This window comes from Glutamicibacter sp. BW80, assembly GCF_002332385.1.
GTDB lineage: Bacteria > Actinomycetota > Actinomycetes > Actinomycetales > Micrococcaceae > Glutamicibacter.
This window is the reverse complement of record NZ_NRGV01000070.1, coordinates 38479-54188: the sequence shown is the minus strand read 5'-3', so window position 1 is coordinate 54188 and position 15710 is coordinate 38479. Positions and strand designations below refer to the sequence as shown.

Here is a 15710-nt window from a genome sequence, read left to right as displayed (position 1 = left end):
TTTTAAGTCAGTTAATGACTACCGGCCTTCATGAAATACCCGGGCTAGAGCCCGTACTTGAGCAGAGCCCAGAAGCGCGCTTCGGGACCTTTCGAGTTCGCGAGCCCTTCAAGCATCAGCCTTAGCGCGGTTGAGACCCATTGAGACATACGCGGAGAATCCAGCTCGCTTCGCGAACTTGATGCGTCGTCGCTGCGTCTCGGTGAATCCGAGCTTAGCGTACAGTCCCAGGGCGGGCGTGTTGGTGTCCTTGATATCACGCAGCACGAATTCGTCGGAGGGTAGCTCCAGGAGCTGACGCATCAGTGCAGTGGCTACGCCTTTGCCCTGATGCTGCGGCGCTGTCGTGACGAATGCAATCTCCGTCAGACTGTCGCGGGCACCGTCACAGGCCCCCATGAATTGACTTCGGATGATCCGATAGCTGATGATCCCGTGTATTGGACCGAGCACGCGCTGGAGCTCGTGCCGATCCGGCTCGAAGCATTCCTGCTCGCCTTCGGTGACGACCGCGACCGCGGCGGGCTTGCCGTCGACGAGCGCGATGTGGAAGCGCTCCAGGATGAGCATCGGGGCGAACGCGTCGGCAAGCACACCGGGGTCTTTGGAAAAGAAAGCGAAATCCTCGGCGAACCCTTGCGTGAGAACTTCCGCGATCTGGTGTCGGTATTCCTCTCCGAGTTCGTCTGCGCGCGCGACTTCGATCTTCATCGGGGTCCTCCTGTGAACATTCGTAGGATCAGGTCGACATCGGGCTCCGCAGATTCGTCCCCCTGAGCAACATGCAACGTGGTGATGCCGGCAAGCATGGCGAAGTAGTGGGCGGTCAGTCGGGCGGAGTCTCCCTTGGCGATCTGGCCCTTAGCCTGGCCTCGCGCGATAAGCGATGCGAAGGCCCGCCCGATGGCTCTCTGCGATGCGGCCAGCCGAGATGAGGTTCCCTCCGGGGTGTTTGACGTGACGCCCTGATTTATCATCATGTAGAACTCGGCCGCGCCATTGTTCGCTGCGAGGTCCGCCACGTAGACCTCGGTGAAGGATCGGATCATGGAGATCGGATCGCCTTCGGTCGAGAGCTGCGCGGCGGCAGCCCCGAGCCCCCGCGAGGCCTGTTCGATCAGTTCATCGAACAGCTCTTCCTTGCTCGCGTAGTGCCGGTAGATCGACCCGGTGCTGATCCCCGCTTCGGCGGCGATCTGACGCATGTTCGTGGCCGCGAAACCGCGGTGTGCGAACACCCGCACGGCAGCCGTCTCCACAGCAGAGCGCGTGGCTGAGCGCAACGCTTCGTTCTGCTCCGTCGTCCGCGGCACGATGATCCTTTCAATGAACTTGTGTTCATTTTATGCAGCGATCGCACCGGGCGCAACTGGGTGCCCGACTAGGGTTGCTACGAGGTGCCATGTTCGGCGCGCTATCAATCACTGAAATAGTCATAGTATGAAACGCTAAACTTTGCCGTTACGACAAGGTCAAACTCGGGGAGTTGTGTGGTGGTTCCAGAGGTTGGTATCTGTGGCGACGTCGTGGAGTTTAGATTTAACGTCTAACTTTTAGAGCTTTAGATGCCCGGTTTTTATAGGGCGGACTCTAGCGGTCGATGCAACACCAGACGGCTAAGCCACTAATAGTAATTCATCAAGACGCTCGGCTGGAGTTTTCCAGCCGAGCGTTTTGCGTTGTCGCCCTGTTGAGGTAAATACACACATGCTCCAAGTCCGCTGGACCATAAACAGATAGATCAGCACCCTTGCGGCCTGATGCGGGACTATTGTCTAGCTAGTCCAACTTTTGGAACCCAGTTCAATTGGTGAGGAGTCCTTATGCGTCTGTTCGATTGTCGATTATGTCGGGTAAGCCGGGGACAATGAGATTGTGAATAATTTTAACTTCCTCAGTGAATGGGATTCCGCACCGAAGCCGCCTGTAAAGGTTTCTTCGCGCGGCTTCAGACTGGCCATCGAGGAATCGATGATCGGCAGTTATACACGGGAGACTCTCGAAGCAGTGCTGCATGAAGAGCTTCGTTTACCGTGGCCAAAAAAGGATTATCACCCGAACGATTCCAACTTCAGTAAGCGTGATGTCATCAAGGGCTATACCTCGGGGTGGGAACTCCCGCAGCTAGTTGCTCTGGCTCGACGCGTGGTTGCTGAGCTTGACGTGGAAGAGGTGCTTCGGGCTGACGTCATTGCTCTGCTAAATGAGTACGATCGAGGCGGTGGTGTTGGTGCGCCGACGAAGAACCTCATATTCGCTGCGAATGGTCCCAAACCAGATCTGGTGATTCGTGACGCCGTCAGTAATGACATTGAGATCGTCCGAAATGGCGAGTTCTGCTTGATTTATGATCAACCTGTTCCTGCCGATGGGTTGAAGTTTAGGCAGCTAATTCAGTGGTGGCGTAAGCGCGAGGGACTCCCGGATTCGGTACTTGAGCGGGATGTTGGGATCAATCTTCATCAGCGATTGAGAGCTTCAATCGGAGGCAATCCGGTAGAGCTTTGTGTCTTTGACGCATATGCATCTCGATACAACGGAGACAATTTTGATGTCCCAGTGCTGATCCCACAGGTGTATCTACATTTTGACCCTTCGACGCAACTGGCTCGTCGCGCGGCTGGGCAAAATGGCAGTCCGCTTGCCCGTCAGCGTATGGATTTCCTGATTTTGTTTTCTGATAGGCATCGCGTCGTTATTGAAGTGGATGGAAAACAGCACTATGCCAATGGGGAGATAGCAAGTCCTACGCTATATAGCGACATGGTCGCTGAAGACCGTCGACTTAAGTTGACTGGATACGAGGTCTACCGGTTCGGTGGGGCTGAACTGATGAAACCCAATGCTCCTCAACTGCTCACCGAGTTCTTTGACCAGCTCTCGGAACGCATGCTCTAGGATGTCATTGCCTGCGCGACAGATCTTAAAAGTGACGGCTGACCATTATGGTTCGTCGCTGATGTTGGCGACTCCGGCGCTGTCGATTCATGTCAGCGTGCTATGTACCGTACCTACGGAAACGCCGAGCGCACGAGCGATTTCTCTTATTGACTCACCTTTATCCCGACGTGCCAGAATGATAATTCGCTTATCATCATGAATCACCCGTGAGCGGCCAACAACCTTGCCGTACTTGCGTGCCGCTTCGAGCCCGTTCGTGGTCTTACACACGATGTTGCGCCGACGGCATTCTGCCAAGGCCAATGCCATATCCAAGACGAAGCTTCGTTGGGTGTGTTCACCGGCGGCGATACCTCCTAGTACTTTGACCGCGATGCCGCGCGTGAACAGGTCATTGAGCACGACGGGACCTTCAAGCAGGCTTCCTACCCAGGCGACCAACCTCCTGCGCCGTGAGCATGTCATCAGGCCGTAAGTAGGCGATGACTGCGCTAAGTCCCGGACGATGGTCAAGGGCGAGCTTGCTCTTGACGTTCTCTTCGAAAACTTTGACGCAGATCTTATCTAACGCATCGTGCTAGCATTCTGTTTCTTGCTTCGTTGTGCTGACGCGTACCAATCCGAACAGTGTCACAACAATCTCCGGTCAATAAACCTGTTCCGTTACATCTGTCCGTACTATCAATTGTTAAACGCTCTGCGAGCTGTACGAAGCTGCACCTGGTGTCAATCTCAACACGACGCTTCATCGATGCGGTTGGATCTTCGCCGGCCATTTGACCATGGAGGTTCCATGGCCAGCGAAGGATTCAATATAAGAAGTGTTGTCACCCGTTGGCGGTGCGAACTAAGGTCCTGATGCTCTCGACTGGCAATGCTATTTGGCCGCTAGGTTCTTCTTCGCAGTTTGTTGAAGCAAGGGCGTATGTTGCGGCATTCTTATTGCCTACACCCTGGCCGCTTTTAACTAATGTCTGAAGGGTATCGTTCCAGCTTGGCCAGTCGTTGTTGATGATTGTCTCAAGCGTGTCGTCGACCGCGTGAAGCTCAGGAGACAACGCTCCAATTGGGTAATCGAGCTCGTCCAGGTTGAAGTAGCGTTGGAGAGCACGGTTGTCTCCGACATGGTTGCGCACGGCATGTTTGATGGCCCTCGCGTTCTCTTTGATCTTGTCAGGATTCGTCTCATGCTTTTTCTTCTCGGTCATCCGCGCTTCGCAGCCTGAGTCATTGTCGAAGACGACCATCGTCGGAATTTTTAGTTCACTCAGAATTGCATGGGGGATGTAGAGATGTCCTTTGCCTTGTGCCGCGGCGACAGCAATGCCGTCAGCGGAAAGGTGCTTGGATCGCGCAGCAATGCCTTCGAACACGGCCTTATCGTCATCGCCCTCTACCAGCATCACGGCATCGGCAAAGAGGGCTTCGGATAGGTGCTGATTGCAAACCATATCCCACCGAGCGGTCACGACCTTCGGGTCGACGTAACCCGTCAATCTGGATGCAACCGCATCCAGTTTTGCATGCGAGACCGTGACCTCAGCGTGCTGATCTGGGGCAGCGATGCTTCGCCGAACGCGTCGAATCTCATCGAAGTACCGCGCGTCTACAAAATAGGGTGAGTGTGTTGCGTAGGTGATCTGCAAACCGTTGGCGGGATCACTTGCGAGTGTCCGCAGTACGCTGGAGAATGCACGAGCTTGAGTGGGATGCTGGAAGAGCTCTGGCTCTTCAATGGCTAGGCAAATGACGCTCTCGGAATCTTCGCTGGCGCTCTTGCTGGCAAGCATTTTTAGGCTGGAGATCAATAGGGCACGTTGGAATCCATGTCCTTGCCGGTCGACATCAGTTTGAGTCAACTGGTCCCTGACGGTCACTCGGATTTTCGACATTTGAGGTTTCATTTCGGGCTCTTCGGCCGACAATTGGATCTTGCGACCGGAGGTGAACGCCTCGATTTCATTGCTTAGGTCAGCACCGAGCTTCTCAAGCTGGGAATTGAGATGCTCTTTCGAGATGGCTTCGCGACGAGCTGCTACTTCCTCGGCGAGCTGGGAATACGCTTCGTCGGCAGCTGCTCGGTCAACCGTCTTTTCGAGGATGCGACTAATAATCGTGCCTCTGGCATCCTGACTTTCTTCGTTCGCTCGAAGATCTGCTGTTACCAAGACGAAATCAAAGATTCCAGACAGAACGTTCTGTCCGTTGAATCCAAATAGATGATTTCCACCTGATTCAGACTCTTCAAGGTGCTCAGGATGAGTGCGCTCCCAGTCATCCATGGCGGACTCAACTTTGGGGGCGGAAGTCCACTTAGGTAGATCATGATCCGGGTGAGCATCGAGAACCTTTTGCCAGGCTTCCTTTTTGGGGCCAGCTCCAACAGCATTTCGGACATCTTCGAATGGCGGGAAGGCCAAGGCGTTGCCGGTCATCTTGTCCTGGCCATTGGACCACGTGCGCCAAGCCGTGAAAGTATCTGTGCCCGCTGGAGCATACTTGTCGCCCAGGGCCGCGCGATCTGTGCTAGTCAAAGTGTCAAAGGTGACTCGCACTCGTACTCGCTGTTGGTTGCTTCCCGACCAGACATCCTTCTCGTCAATGACTCCACCGTTGAAGAACCAGTCCAACGCACGAAGCACTGAGCTTTTTCCGGCCCCATTGGGGCCAATAAAAGTCGTGATCTGGCTAAAATCGATGTCGGCTTTGTTTAGGCATCGAAAATTCTCAATACCGACTGACATCACACGCATACATACCGCCTTTGGTCTGTTCCACTGATTCGCTGGCAAGTCTTCCATGGACAAGTGACATTTATGCTGCATGACGCAAGGCAAGACCTCGGCTGCATCTGCAACTGGTGTCTTGCCTTCTCTATATCCAACGGGCTGGTGACCCTAGAGAAGGATCTTCAGCACCGTGTCTCCGAGTTCGCCGCACATCTTGTTGAACTTGACTGCTTCGGCCTTCTTATCGGTTATGGCGGCCCCGTCGTCAATGCCGTGCATCTGACTCAAGTACCTGTCGGTGACTTCTGCTGGCGGCCGACTAGTTCTACGCCGTTAGCGTCTGGAACCCATCTGATCTAGTGTGACCCTTCGGCGTAGCCGGCTGGTGCCAGGGTGCCGCTGCCTTCGACGCTGAAGGATCCCAATGCTCATGTACCGAGCGCATGATACCTGTGTGTCGACTACACAGATAGCTGCTGGTCGGCCTGATGGTCTGACATGTCGAGCTATGCGCTGCGTTCTCACCGACGACGGCCTTCAGATACGCGCTGTGATCCTCGTCGCTGATGTCGTAGTCACCGGCTGCCAACTTTGCATCTAACCAATCACGGCGCTTGTTGGAGCAACGCAACTCTCTGCTCAGCGTCTTGAACCTGGACCCATGCTGGGTGAGGTAGCCTTTAGCAGATAGAATTTCTTTGCGCTCCTTCAACAACGCGCGACCCGCGGTGTACTCGATATCGCGTTCTTCAAGAAGCCCTACGTGCAACCGCAGTTGCTCGCTGACGGCAGGGTCGAGATGGTCGCCGAACTCGTTCAACCAGGCTTTGCTGATGCCGGAAGGAACCTGCGAGTCATCAAAGCGCTGCGCAGTGGACAGCACTTTCCACGCATGCTGCTCTTCGAACTCAGCCATGGCCTCGACTGCGTGCTGTTTGCGTTGATTGGGATGACGCACCATGCGAAGCAGGGACTGTCGCAGGGCATCAGGTGGAGCTTTTTCTTGTCCAACCGAAGGGGCCAGTTCATTCTTTTGAAGCCGAGGGCGTTTTTGCGCTCAGCGCCAACGGCTGCGAGGAACGTAGCATGGCGGTAAGGCAAACATCTTAAAGAAGAGTGACACCGTTGAACTTAGATTTTCAAACTAACCTCGGTGGAGCAGTTCACTCCCTAGAGAGGGACTTTAACGCTCGCATGTGAAATCGCAATGCGTTTGCGGCGAACCCCGCGGCTTCCGCTGTGCCAAAGGCGATATGGAAGTCGGGGTTCGATTCGTACTGAGCCGCTAGACCTCGGATCAGGTCGATGGACTTCGCCGTATCGCCTGTGTGGTTAGGAGTAACAGGAATCTCTTTGAACCACTCCAGATGAACGGCCGCGTGTTCTTGCGCGACGGGGGAGCCCACATCATGTCCTTCTTCCTGGATCTCACGCCAGCAGACGAGAAGGGCGTCGGCTCTGGCCTTCCAATCCTTCTGTTGCTGGAGTGACTTATCGTGCCACCACTGATTCGACGCGTCGAATGCTTCGAGACCCCATCGCTCGACAACCTCAGTCTTGTATCGGTCGTTGAATCCTTTGAGCATGACATCCATGCGAGGTTCGCGGCCCTGTCGACGCATTGACAAGGTGTGTTCCACCGCGTTGATGCGTCGATCCAGGGCAGAGCGTTCACGAGCCAGAAACTCCAAATGTCCAGCGAGTGCTTCGATTTCCACCTCAGGCGTCACGAGCGCATCGAGCACGGTCGCGATGTCAAGCAGTGGCATGCCCGTGTCACGCAACAGCAGGATTCGTTGCAGCCGGGCGACCGCGTCGGGACCATAGTAGCGATAGCCGTTGGACCCAACGCGGTCTGGTTCGAGCAGCCCAATCTGGTGGTAGTGGCGCAGCGTGCGGCCACTGATGCCCGCACGCTGCGCGAGTTGGTGCACGGTCCATTCCAAGGACTGCCTTCTGTTGGTTGACTTCGTTCTCAGTATTCCCGATTGAGACGCAAGCCCAGTTGAGGCGCTGCGACACATAGAACCTCGTCCACTGACGTGCCGATGCTCTGAGCCGCGGTGGTACCCGCGGCATCAAGATACGCTTGTACAAGCCGTGCACCGTCGGCATAGCCCGTACCGGTGCGCAGACCCACTGGCTCTGCGCCCAGGAGACGAGCATTAGCGTCACCATGCACCCAGGCCGTGAAGTTCTGCATTCCGGTGGTGTGCAGGCCGCTCGCGACTTTCGCAAGGACTTCGTCATCATTATGGGTGCTCTCGCTGACGAAGTGCGTATATCCACGGTCACCGTACAGCTCCGCAGCGAACACGTCTGCAAGCCCTTCCGAGATCACCTGTTCGCCTACGGTGACCGTCATCGGATCCCATACGACTCCGCCGGGTGAGTACCGCACATTGTGGTGCAGTACATGAACGGCAATCGCTTCGAGCTGTTCGAGAACCTGGGGCGTGGGCCAGATAGTGATGGTGATGTAGCCGCTGATTCCGCCGAATGCGGACAGCCCCTGGATTTCGTTAACGAAGTGTTTGTTAGCGGGATCGCCCAATACGAGAAGAACTTGCAGATCGGGCACCTCTATGTCCGGCTTGGCTAACCGCAGGGCTGCGGATCCGGACTTGAGCGCCTCGGTGATGCGGTTCCAGGCGTCTGCCTCGACGAGACGTTCGAGGCCCTCCTGAATTGGTTCGGTTGTGCTCTCCCAATCGAAGCCGAAATTCTGGCGGTGTACGGTGGCCAAGTCCACACCTCCGGGAATGAAGTGGTACATCCCGACCAGTGGCGACCACATCTCCCGGACAAGGTCGGCGCGGTCGTCGGGTGTCGCTGTTAGGACTCGGCGCATGCTCGACTCGCTGTCAATCATTGAAATAGTCATAGTAAGAAACCGTAAACCTTGCCGCAACGGCAAGGTCAAATCTGGAAAGTAGCGAACTGCGTATAGAGGTTGGTATATGTGGCAACGTGGTGGAGTTCCGCTTCAACGTCTAATCATTCTTGTCGCGTCTGCCCTCGGTTTCTATTGAAGCCGGGGGCATTCGTGCGTTCTACGGCAACGGCTGCGAGGGATAAAATGCGATGGTGCGGTTTATACCTTGGGGGATGGCTATGCCGTAATATTTAGATTCTCAAACTGATATCTGGCAGCGAGACAAGAAGGAGCCCTGATAGCGAGCGCGATGTCTAACGATCCTTTAAAACTCGACAATGCTGGCGAGTGGGCTGGCCTGTGGTGGCTTCCGGGCGACCCGGAAGAGAAGGTCCCAGGCGTTCTCCGATACGACCCAGACCATGGGCTCTCACTCTCGTTGATCGGCACGTTCGAAGATCGTGTCACGTCCAACCCTGCCTCTGGCGTGACCGCGTTCCACGAGGGGATCCGTACTTGGGATACGATCCATGGGGCAGCCGAGCGGCGCGATGTGACTCTGCTGGGTTGCATCCCGAAGAACAGCAAGAGGACATCAGGTGCGAGGGCGAAGAGCCCCGACAAGCAGATCGTGGCGGCTACGACCGCGATCATCGGTGCGCATGTCAGCGGCGAGGTGGACCCGGTGTTCGCTGGGGCAGAGGTCTCGGTCGAGGATTTGGGTCTCTGGGCGGCGTCTTCCGTGTTCGAAGGAATCCTCGGCGCTCCCGACGGCAAGATCGACGGGACCGGGCGTATCTCGGTGAAGCCCCTCGAAGCGCAGTCGGTCGTTGTCGAAGACACCGAGTATCGCCTTGTGCACACTCACACGTTGCCGCATTTCGACCAGCGCAAGGGTGGCACTGTCGGACGTATGAAAGACACAGTCTCCATTCGCGTCACGCCAGGCGATTCTTTCTCGTTGAGGGCTGCTCTGCAGACGGCGAGCCTGGTGCAGGACCTGATCTCCCTGGCGACGCATCGCGCCGCCGGAGTGATCTGGCTCCGGCTAGAGGTTGCCGGTACCGAGTCACTGCTGCCGAACGGTCGGCCCCTGCCGCGCCGGCGCGCCGATGTGCTCTACTCGCCCGTCGCGCTGGGCGAGCATGACGCAAAGGGCGTCGAGCACCACCGAGTGTTCTTCACCTGCGACTCGCTCCCGTTTGAGGAGGTCCTGCCCCGTTGGTGTGAGACCCATGGCCGCCTGCGGGCAGCGACGAACATGATATTGGGCCTGCGCTACGCGCCGGCCCGCTTCGTCGAGAACAATCTCCTGACTGCAGTCGGTGCCGCCGAGGTTCTGCACCGTAACCTCCGCATCGACGAGAAGCCGTTTCCCAAGGCGGAGTTCGCGGCAATGCGAGAGGCGATGCTGGCGCAGGTCCCTGATGAGCACCGAGACAGGTTCAAAGGGGCCATCCGCAACGATCCGACGCTCCGGGACCGGCTCCACGCCCTCTCCACGCGCCCCGATCAGGAAGCGATCGCGCAGCTTGTGCCGGACGTCGACCACTGGGCAAGGAGGACGACGCGGGCGCGCAATGACCTCGCGCACGAGGGCAGCACGCCGAACCATTCCATCGAGGAGCTGTTCGCCATCGTCGAGGTGACGACCGCGGTCGTGATCCTCAACGTCCTGCACGAGATCGGCCTGCCGGCGGACCGGCAGCGAGAGATCGTGCGGGCGCACCCGCAGCTGAGGGCAACGTTCCGGACCGCGAGCGAGTGGCTGGTTGCGTCGAATCCTGACTCCTGAGTGACCGGATCTCGCGGGTGCTCATCGGAGGGGCAAACCTCTGCCTCGCCTCGTGCTCGCACGGGGCCGTCTTCATGATGAGGCGCAACGGTGGGCACCACATAGCGAAGCGAAACGCTGCAGTCCGACCGCAAGCGACTCGTCCCAAAGTCTGCGCGTCGTCAGATGCTGGTATGTGAGGCGATGTGGTGGAGTTTAGATTTCCGTTCGACCGTCTCGTAGGGACGATCCGGCCTGCGATGTGCGGTTTGCATCGTTCTCACGCGCCTGTTGCAGCATTGCAATACCTCCGGGAAGCGACGCGGGCGTTGCGCGTTGCAGGCCGCATGCGTAAGATAGAAACTACTAAGACCGGTTCCGCCTACCTCGGTAGGCCCAGGGCCGGTCCTCATTTTTATCAGGCGGTGTTCATCGTCGAAGACGTCAAGAGCTACAAACATTACACCGAGCAAGTGGAGATCCTAGCGGATCGCGGCATGGATATGGGAGACCAAGAGTCAGCTGTCGCGACGCTTCGGCGAGTAAATTACTACCGGCTGAGCGGCTACTGGTACCCGTTCAGAAGGCAGACTCCCAATGGCCGTCACGATGACTTTTACACCGGCACGCGCTTCGGCGATGTCGTCGCACTATACGAGTTCGATGCGCGCCTTCGCGCCGCCACGTTTGCAGCGCTGGCTCCGATAGAGCTGGCCATCCGTGCGCTACTCGGGCATGAGCTCGGGCGCATTGATCCCTGCGCTCATTTGCAATCTTCACTGCTAGGCCCCACGGCGCGCAGCGGCGGCGGGTACGCAAAATGGGTGAAGCGTTACGAGGACGAGCTGAACCGGTCGCGTGAGGACTTCGTGGAGCACCACCACAAGAAATACGGCGGGAAGCTGCCGGTATGGGCAGCAACTGATCTGCTGGATTGGGGGAGCCTGACGTACCTCTATGGCTTCGCCCCTCGCCGCGTCCAAGACGTCGTTGCTGATGCATGTGGGCTCAGTGCGCCCCAGCTAACTAGTTGGCTCAAGTCGCTCAATCTCGTGCGAAATACGTGTGGCCATCACGGACGTCTGTTCAACCGCGTCCACACGATTACGCCCAAGCTCCCTAAGGTTAGTCGCCACCCTGACCTCGATGCCGTCTGCGCGGACTGGAGTCGCACGTTCGGTCAACTCACGCTGGTGCAGTTCCTATCTGACAGGTTGGGCACTGGTCGCAGCAGACTTCTCCCTGCGGTGGTGGCGAGCTTTCCGGTGGTCCAGATTGTCCCGATAATGCACATGGGCGTCCCCGACGGCTGGCAGGACAACAGCCCGCTCTGGGCCTGAGCGTGCGTTGCAGTCAGAGGTTGGTATGTACCGGAAGCCGGGTGTTTTCCGGCTTCCGGTGAACTTGCGGGCCGGTGGCTGATAACCGCTAACTGCGAGCGGATTTCACAGGTAGGGGCGTGTGATTAGCTCGAGGTAGTGGCCTGAGGGATCGAGCAGATAGACGCCGCGACCGCCGTGCTCATTGTTGATCTCGCCGGGTCGGGATCGCTGAGGGTCGGCCCAGAGCTCCTGCCGCCGGTCGACGATCTTCGCGTATGCGCGATCGAAATGCGCGTCATCGAGCAGGTAGGCGTAGTGCTGCGGCGGGAACTCCATCGGTGGGCTTGCGAACTGCAGCAGGACGCCATCGGCGATTTTGATGTTGACGAACGGACCCCAGGCCGGAGCTTCGTCCGCTTCGAGCAGGTCTCGATAGAACCTGGCCATATCGGCAGGGTCCGTTGAGGCGATGATCGTGTGATTGAAGCGCGCTGTCATGATTCTCCTGGTGGTGGCGTGAGTGAGCTCCGCTGACCTCACGCAAGGATGGACACGAATCAGGGAACAACCAGAGAGCCGTTCCCGGTGCGTCCGACTTGGGCCTGACTTGTCATCATCGCGGAGAGCCTACCTCCCCGTTGGATGGAGGTCAATCATCATTTGTTCTGACCAGAGCGCAGAAGTTGTTCGGTGCCCGAACTGGGTTGAATTCCGCTTCAACGTCTGACGCACAAGTTCTGGATAATTGCCTGCAGATCTTGCAGGGTCTAAACTGTTGGCGTCTGGGGTGTAGACATCGAGCTGATCGCGGGCGACAAGGCTGGCGATTAGTAGCGTTTGTACAAGAGGAGCATTCCACTGGCTGACGTACTGTTCGATGAGCACCTGCGCAGATCGAGAGGAGAACGATCGAGATGGCCAAGACCCTGAAGGACTTCGTCGCCAAGCACCCCGTGGACCGGGAGCTCGTTGAAGCGCACAAGGAGCGGATGCTCGCCGAGGTGCGTGCGTACCGCCTCCGCGAGTTGCGCGAAGGGGCGGGCCTGACCCAGGCCCAGCTCGCCGAGCGCATCGGCGTGGGCCAGCGCCAAGTCTCCAAGATCGAGCATGGCGACCTCGACAGCGCGAAGATCGGCACGATCCGCAGCTACCTCGAGGCAGTCGGTGGCGGGCTGGCAATCGAGTTCGTGGTCGGCGACCAGCGCGTCCGGGTGGCCTGAGCCCAGACGTTTGCCAACCGTGGCGACGTGGTGGAGTGCCGCTTCAACGCCTAAAACTCCTGACTAGAATGAATTTATCCTTCTTGAGATCGGTGTAGTTTCGTTGAAGCTGTAGCCGACTTGTCGCAGCCGTCGCGAACGTGTTGATTTCGATGGTGGGCCCATCGGAGGCCTAGCAATCGTCCCTCGATCCGGCGGCCATCGGAGTTCGGGGTCGGTTTCGTTGAGCCTAACGTTCGAGCAGCCTGTGGTTGGCGACAAAGGACACCAGGGGCGAGAGCGAAGCTAACCGGACTCCGTTGAAGACACGGTTGGCTTCGCTCTCGCGTGCCCGAACTCAGACGGTCAGAACGATTTTCCCTGCGACGTGTCCGCTCTCGCCGAGTTCGTGGGCGCGGTGCCCATCTCTCAGAGGGAAGGTAGCTGCGATCACGGGGCGGACAGCCCCGTCGTGGAGGAGTTCGGCGATCGCCTGCATGCCCGCTTGGTCGCCTTCTACGAGCATCATCTCGTGGCGGGCACCGATGGCGCTGGCTTCGGCAGAATGGTCAGTGGTGGTGTTCAATGCGATGGAGACGATGGTGCCGCCGGCTCGGAGGGTTCGCAGGGAGCGAGGAACGTAGTCGCCGCCGATTGTGTCCAGTACTACGTCAATGTCTTGTGCGGCTGCCGAGAAGTCATCTTTGGTGTAATCGATGACTTCGTCTGCTCCCAGCGACGTGACCAGTTCATGGTTCTTGGAACTCGCCGTCCCGATCACATATGCACCCTTGGCTTTGGCGATCTGCACGGCGAAGTGACCAACTCCACCAGCGGCCGCATGGATGAGAACTCGCTGTCCCGGTTGCACGTCGGCGACATTGACGAGCGCCTGCCACGCGGTCAACGCTGCGAGTGGCACGGCAGAAGCTGCTTCATGATCGATGTTCGCCGGCTTCCGGGTCAAGTGCCGCGCAGGGGAAACGACGAACTCGGCCGCGGCTCCGTGCCCCTGCGGGTAAGGGAGCATTCCGAACACCTCATCACCCGCCTTGTGGATGGAGACACCGAGGCCGACCTCCTCGACGACGCCCGACACATCCCAGCCGAGCACTTTCGATCCGTCCCCTAGGAATCCGGGGATACGCCGGTGCACCCAGTCTGTCGGGCTCAGTCCCGTCGCGCGGACCCGGACGAGGACTTCGGCTGGTCCAGGGGTCGGGCGCGGCTGTTCAGTCAAGTGGAGTACTTCTGGCCCGCCGAGAATGTTCTGGGTGAGCGCTTGCATGGTGTGATCTGTCATGGTTCCAATTCTGGTCTCCTCGCGTCGCCCTGACGAGTGGCCCGCTGGCCATTATGTGGGAGGATTGGGCCATGCATCGTGTTGTAGTTCTCGCATCCCAAGGAGTGCTTCCCTTCGAGCTGAGTATCGCGACGCGGCTGTTCGGTTCCGCGCTCGACGAGAATGGTGAGCCTCTGTATGAGGTGATCACCTGCTCACCAGATGGGCACCCGGTCCGCACGGCCGCAGACTTCACGATCACGGTGACGCACGACGCGTCCGCTCTCGCGACCGCGGACACTATCGTCATCCCCGCGGGGGAACACCACGCGAACATCACCGGGCCGGAGCAGCTCCCAGAGGACCTCGCTGCCGCCGTCGCGCTCGTCCCGCCCGCTGCGCGCATCGTTGCCATTTGCCTGGCGTCGTATGTGCTCGCTGCGGCGGGTCTACTCGAAGGGTGTCGCGCCACAACGCATTGGAAGAGAACTGAGCATTTCATCGCTTCCTACCCGGCCATCGAGGTAGAAGTTGATGTGCTCTATGTGCAAAGTGGACGGATCTTCACGTCCGCCGGAGCCGCGGCCGGCATCGACCTGTGCCTGCAGCTGATCCGCATCGACCACGGCAGCCGGGTTGCGAACGATGTTGCACGACGCTGCGTCATTCCGCCCTGGCGTGACGGTGGACAGGCGCAGTACGTGGAAAGACCTGTGCCCCATTCTGACGACTCGAGCACCTCTGGGACCCGAACGTTTGCACTCCGACACCTTCAGCGTCCGCTACCCGTCGCCGAGCTGGCCGAACACGCCGGAATGAGTCGCCGGACCTTCACCCGACGATTCCGCGCGGAAGTCGGACAAAGCGTCGGGGAGTGGCTCACCCGACAACGAATCGAACTCGCGAGAGCGCTCCTTGAGACCACAACGCTCCCCATTGATCAGGTCGCAGAGCAAGCCGGATTCGGAAGCGCCTTCACGCTCCGTGACCACTTCCGCGCTTCTCTTGGCACGTCTCCTAGCCAATATCGGAACAGTTTCCACGAATAGCAACAGGGCCCGGCATGCCAGTCTCGCCCCGGAGCAGCAAGCGACGAGGGATAGAAATATCGGAACCCGGATTCTGCGCCTTGGCCACCGGCGAGAGGTCTATCGATGAGGGACAGTATGGCTCAGAGTCAGAGGTTATTCCGTACCGTAATGCGGTGGAGTTCCGCTTCAATATCTAAGCTTGGCAAGCGCTCGGTCTTCTTCGGCATCGTCGAGCCCGCCTGCGGCGAACGATTATGGTGTTGTTCGTAGGCATAAACGTCGGGCGAATCATTAAACTTGAGCCGGGCTATTGTGTCATGCAGGAGGGCCCGAGGCATGGCGATCGTGACGCAGTCGCGCTAGCCCGGTTCCATGATCCACAGCGGCAGCGTAGCAGGCTCTATCCATGAATTGATGCCAAGAACTGAGCGCCATCCGGCAGGCATGAATCGGATCAATCCCGAGGGCACAATCGTCGAGGAAGACTCAGTGAATTGCGATCATCGCAGCTAGACCGGATTGGGCCTGTTGGCCCCATCGAATACGAGACCATCTAGGATCTGGCCGTGACCCTCGCGGTCCGGCACCCCACCGCCG

The 15710-nt window shown here is 58.2% G+C and carries 14 protein-coding genes; 5 read left to right on the top strand and 9 right to left on the bottom strand.

What is annotated here, in order from left to right; all coding sequences use genetic code 11:
• Positions 1-108 precede the first annotated feature (108 nt).
• Positions 109-711: a GNAT family N-acetyltransferase gene (locus tag CIK76_RS17780; protein ID WP_096288937.1), complete on the bottom strand. Its 603-nt coding sequence runs from the start codon at positions 709-711 to the stop codon at positions 109-111.
• Positions 708-1313: a TetR/AcrR family transcriptional regulator gene (locus tag CIK76_RS17775; RefSeq protein ID WP_096288935.1), complete on the bottom strand. Its 606-nt coding sequence runs from the start codon at positions 1311-1313 to the stop codon at positions 708-710. Before CIK76_RS17775 ends, CIK76_RS17780 begins: the two co-directional genes overlap by 4 nt.
• Before the next feature lie 562 nt (positions 1314-1875).
• Here CIK76_RS17775 and CIK76_RS17770 point away from each other — a divergent pair.
• Positions 1876-2898: a hypothetical protein gene (locus tag CIK76_RS17770; protein WP_096288933.1), complete on the top strand. Its 1023-nt coding sequence runs from the start codon at positions 1876-1878 to the stop codon at positions 2896-2898.
• A gap of 87 nt (positions 2899-2985) precedes the next feature.
• On the opposite strand, the gene CIK76_RS19695 is transcribed toward CIK76_RS17770, so the two are convergent.
• From CIK76_RS19695 to CIK76_RS17740, 5 genes are all read right to left on the bottom strand, one after another.
• Positions 2986-3303: a sigma factor-like helix-turn-helix DNA-binding protein gene (locus tag CIK76_RS19695; protein WP_217990436.1), complete on the bottom strand. Its 318-nt coding sequence runs from the start codon at positions 3301-3303 to the stop codon at positions 2986-2988.
• 425 nt (positions 3304-3728) lie between these two features.
• Positions 3729-5654, bottom strand: coding sequence for an ATP-dependent endonuclease (locus CIK76_RS17760; RefSeq protein ID WP_176484301.1), 1926 nt, complete (start codon positions 5652-5654; stop codon positions 3729-3731).
• A gap of 301 nt (positions 5655-5955) precedes the next feature.
• The gene (locus CIK76_RS17755; RefSeq protein ID WP_176484300.1) at positions 5956-6591 is read right to left on the bottom strand and encodes a hypothetical protein; all 636 of its coding nucleotides are present in this window, start codon (positions 6589-6591) and stop codon (positions 5956-5958) included.
• A gap of 202 nt (positions 6592-6793) precedes the next feature.
• On the bottom strand, positions 6794-7576 hold the full coding sequence (locus CIK76_RS17745) for a MerR family transcriptional regulator (RefSeq protein ID WP_217990435.1): 783 nt from the start codon (positions 7574-7576) through the stop codon (positions 6794-6796).
• Between the two features lie 29 nt (positions 7577-7605).
• Complete coding sequence (locus tag CIK76_RS17740) at positions 7606-8514, bottom strand: DUF2268 domain-containing putative Zn-dependent protease (protein WP_096288923.1); 909 nt, start codon at positions 8512-8514, stop codon at positions 7606-7608.
• A 301-nt stretch (positions 8515-8815) separates the two neighbouring features.
• On the opposite strand from CIK76_RS17740, the gene CIK76_RS17735 reads away from it, so the two are divergent.
• Together CIK76_RS17735 and CIK76_RS17730 are read left to right on the top strand one after the other, a co-directional pair.
• Entirely contained in the window at positions 8816-10300 is a 1485-nt protein-coding gene (locus CIK76_RS17735) for a HEPN domain-containing protein (RefSeq protein ID WP_096288921.1), read from the top strand.
• Positions 10301-10704: 404 nt separating this feature from the next.
• Positions 10705-11619 (top strand): Abi family protein, encoded by a 915-nt coding sequence (locus tag CIK76_RS17730; protein ID WP_096288949.1) that lies wholly within the window; start codon positions 10705-10707, stop codon positions 11617-11619.
• A 105-nt stretch (positions 11620-11724) separates the two neighbouring features.
• Here the strand turns inward: CIK76_RS17730 and CIK76_RS17725 are convergent, their stop codons facing one another.
• Entirely contained in the window at positions 11725-12099 is a 375-nt protein-coding gene (locus tag CIK76_RS17725; RefSeq protein WP_096288919.1) for a VOC family protein, read from the bottom strand.
• A gap of 416 nt (positions 12100-12515) precedes the next feature.
• Between CIK76_RS17725 and CIK76_RS17720 the strand changes: the two genes are divergently transcribed.
• The gene (locus CIK76_RS17720; RefSeq protein WP_096288917.1) at positions 12516-12821 is read left to right on the top strand and encodes a helix-turn-helix transcriptional regulator; all 306 of its coding nucleotides are present in this window, start codon (positions 12516-12518) and stop codon (positions 12819-12821) included.
• 337 nt (positions 12822-13158) lie between these two features.
• Here CIK76_RS17720 and CIK76_RS17715 read toward each other — a convergent pair whose 3' ends face one another.
• Complete coding sequence (locus CIK76_RS17715) at positions 13159-14103, bottom strand: NADP-dependent oxidoreductase (protein WP_217990434.1); 945 nt, start codon at positions 14101-14103, stop codon at positions 13159-13161.
• Positions 14104-14174: 71 nt separating this feature from the next.
• Here CIK76_RS17715 and CIK76_RS17710 point away from each other — a divergent pair, with 71 nt between their 5' ends.
• Complete coding sequence (locus CIK76_RS17710) at positions 14175-15131, top strand: helix-turn-helix domain-containing protein (protein WP_096288915.1); 957 nt, start codon at positions 14175-14177, stop codon at positions 15129-15131.
• The last annotated feature ends 579 nt before the right edge of the window (positions 15132-15710 follow it).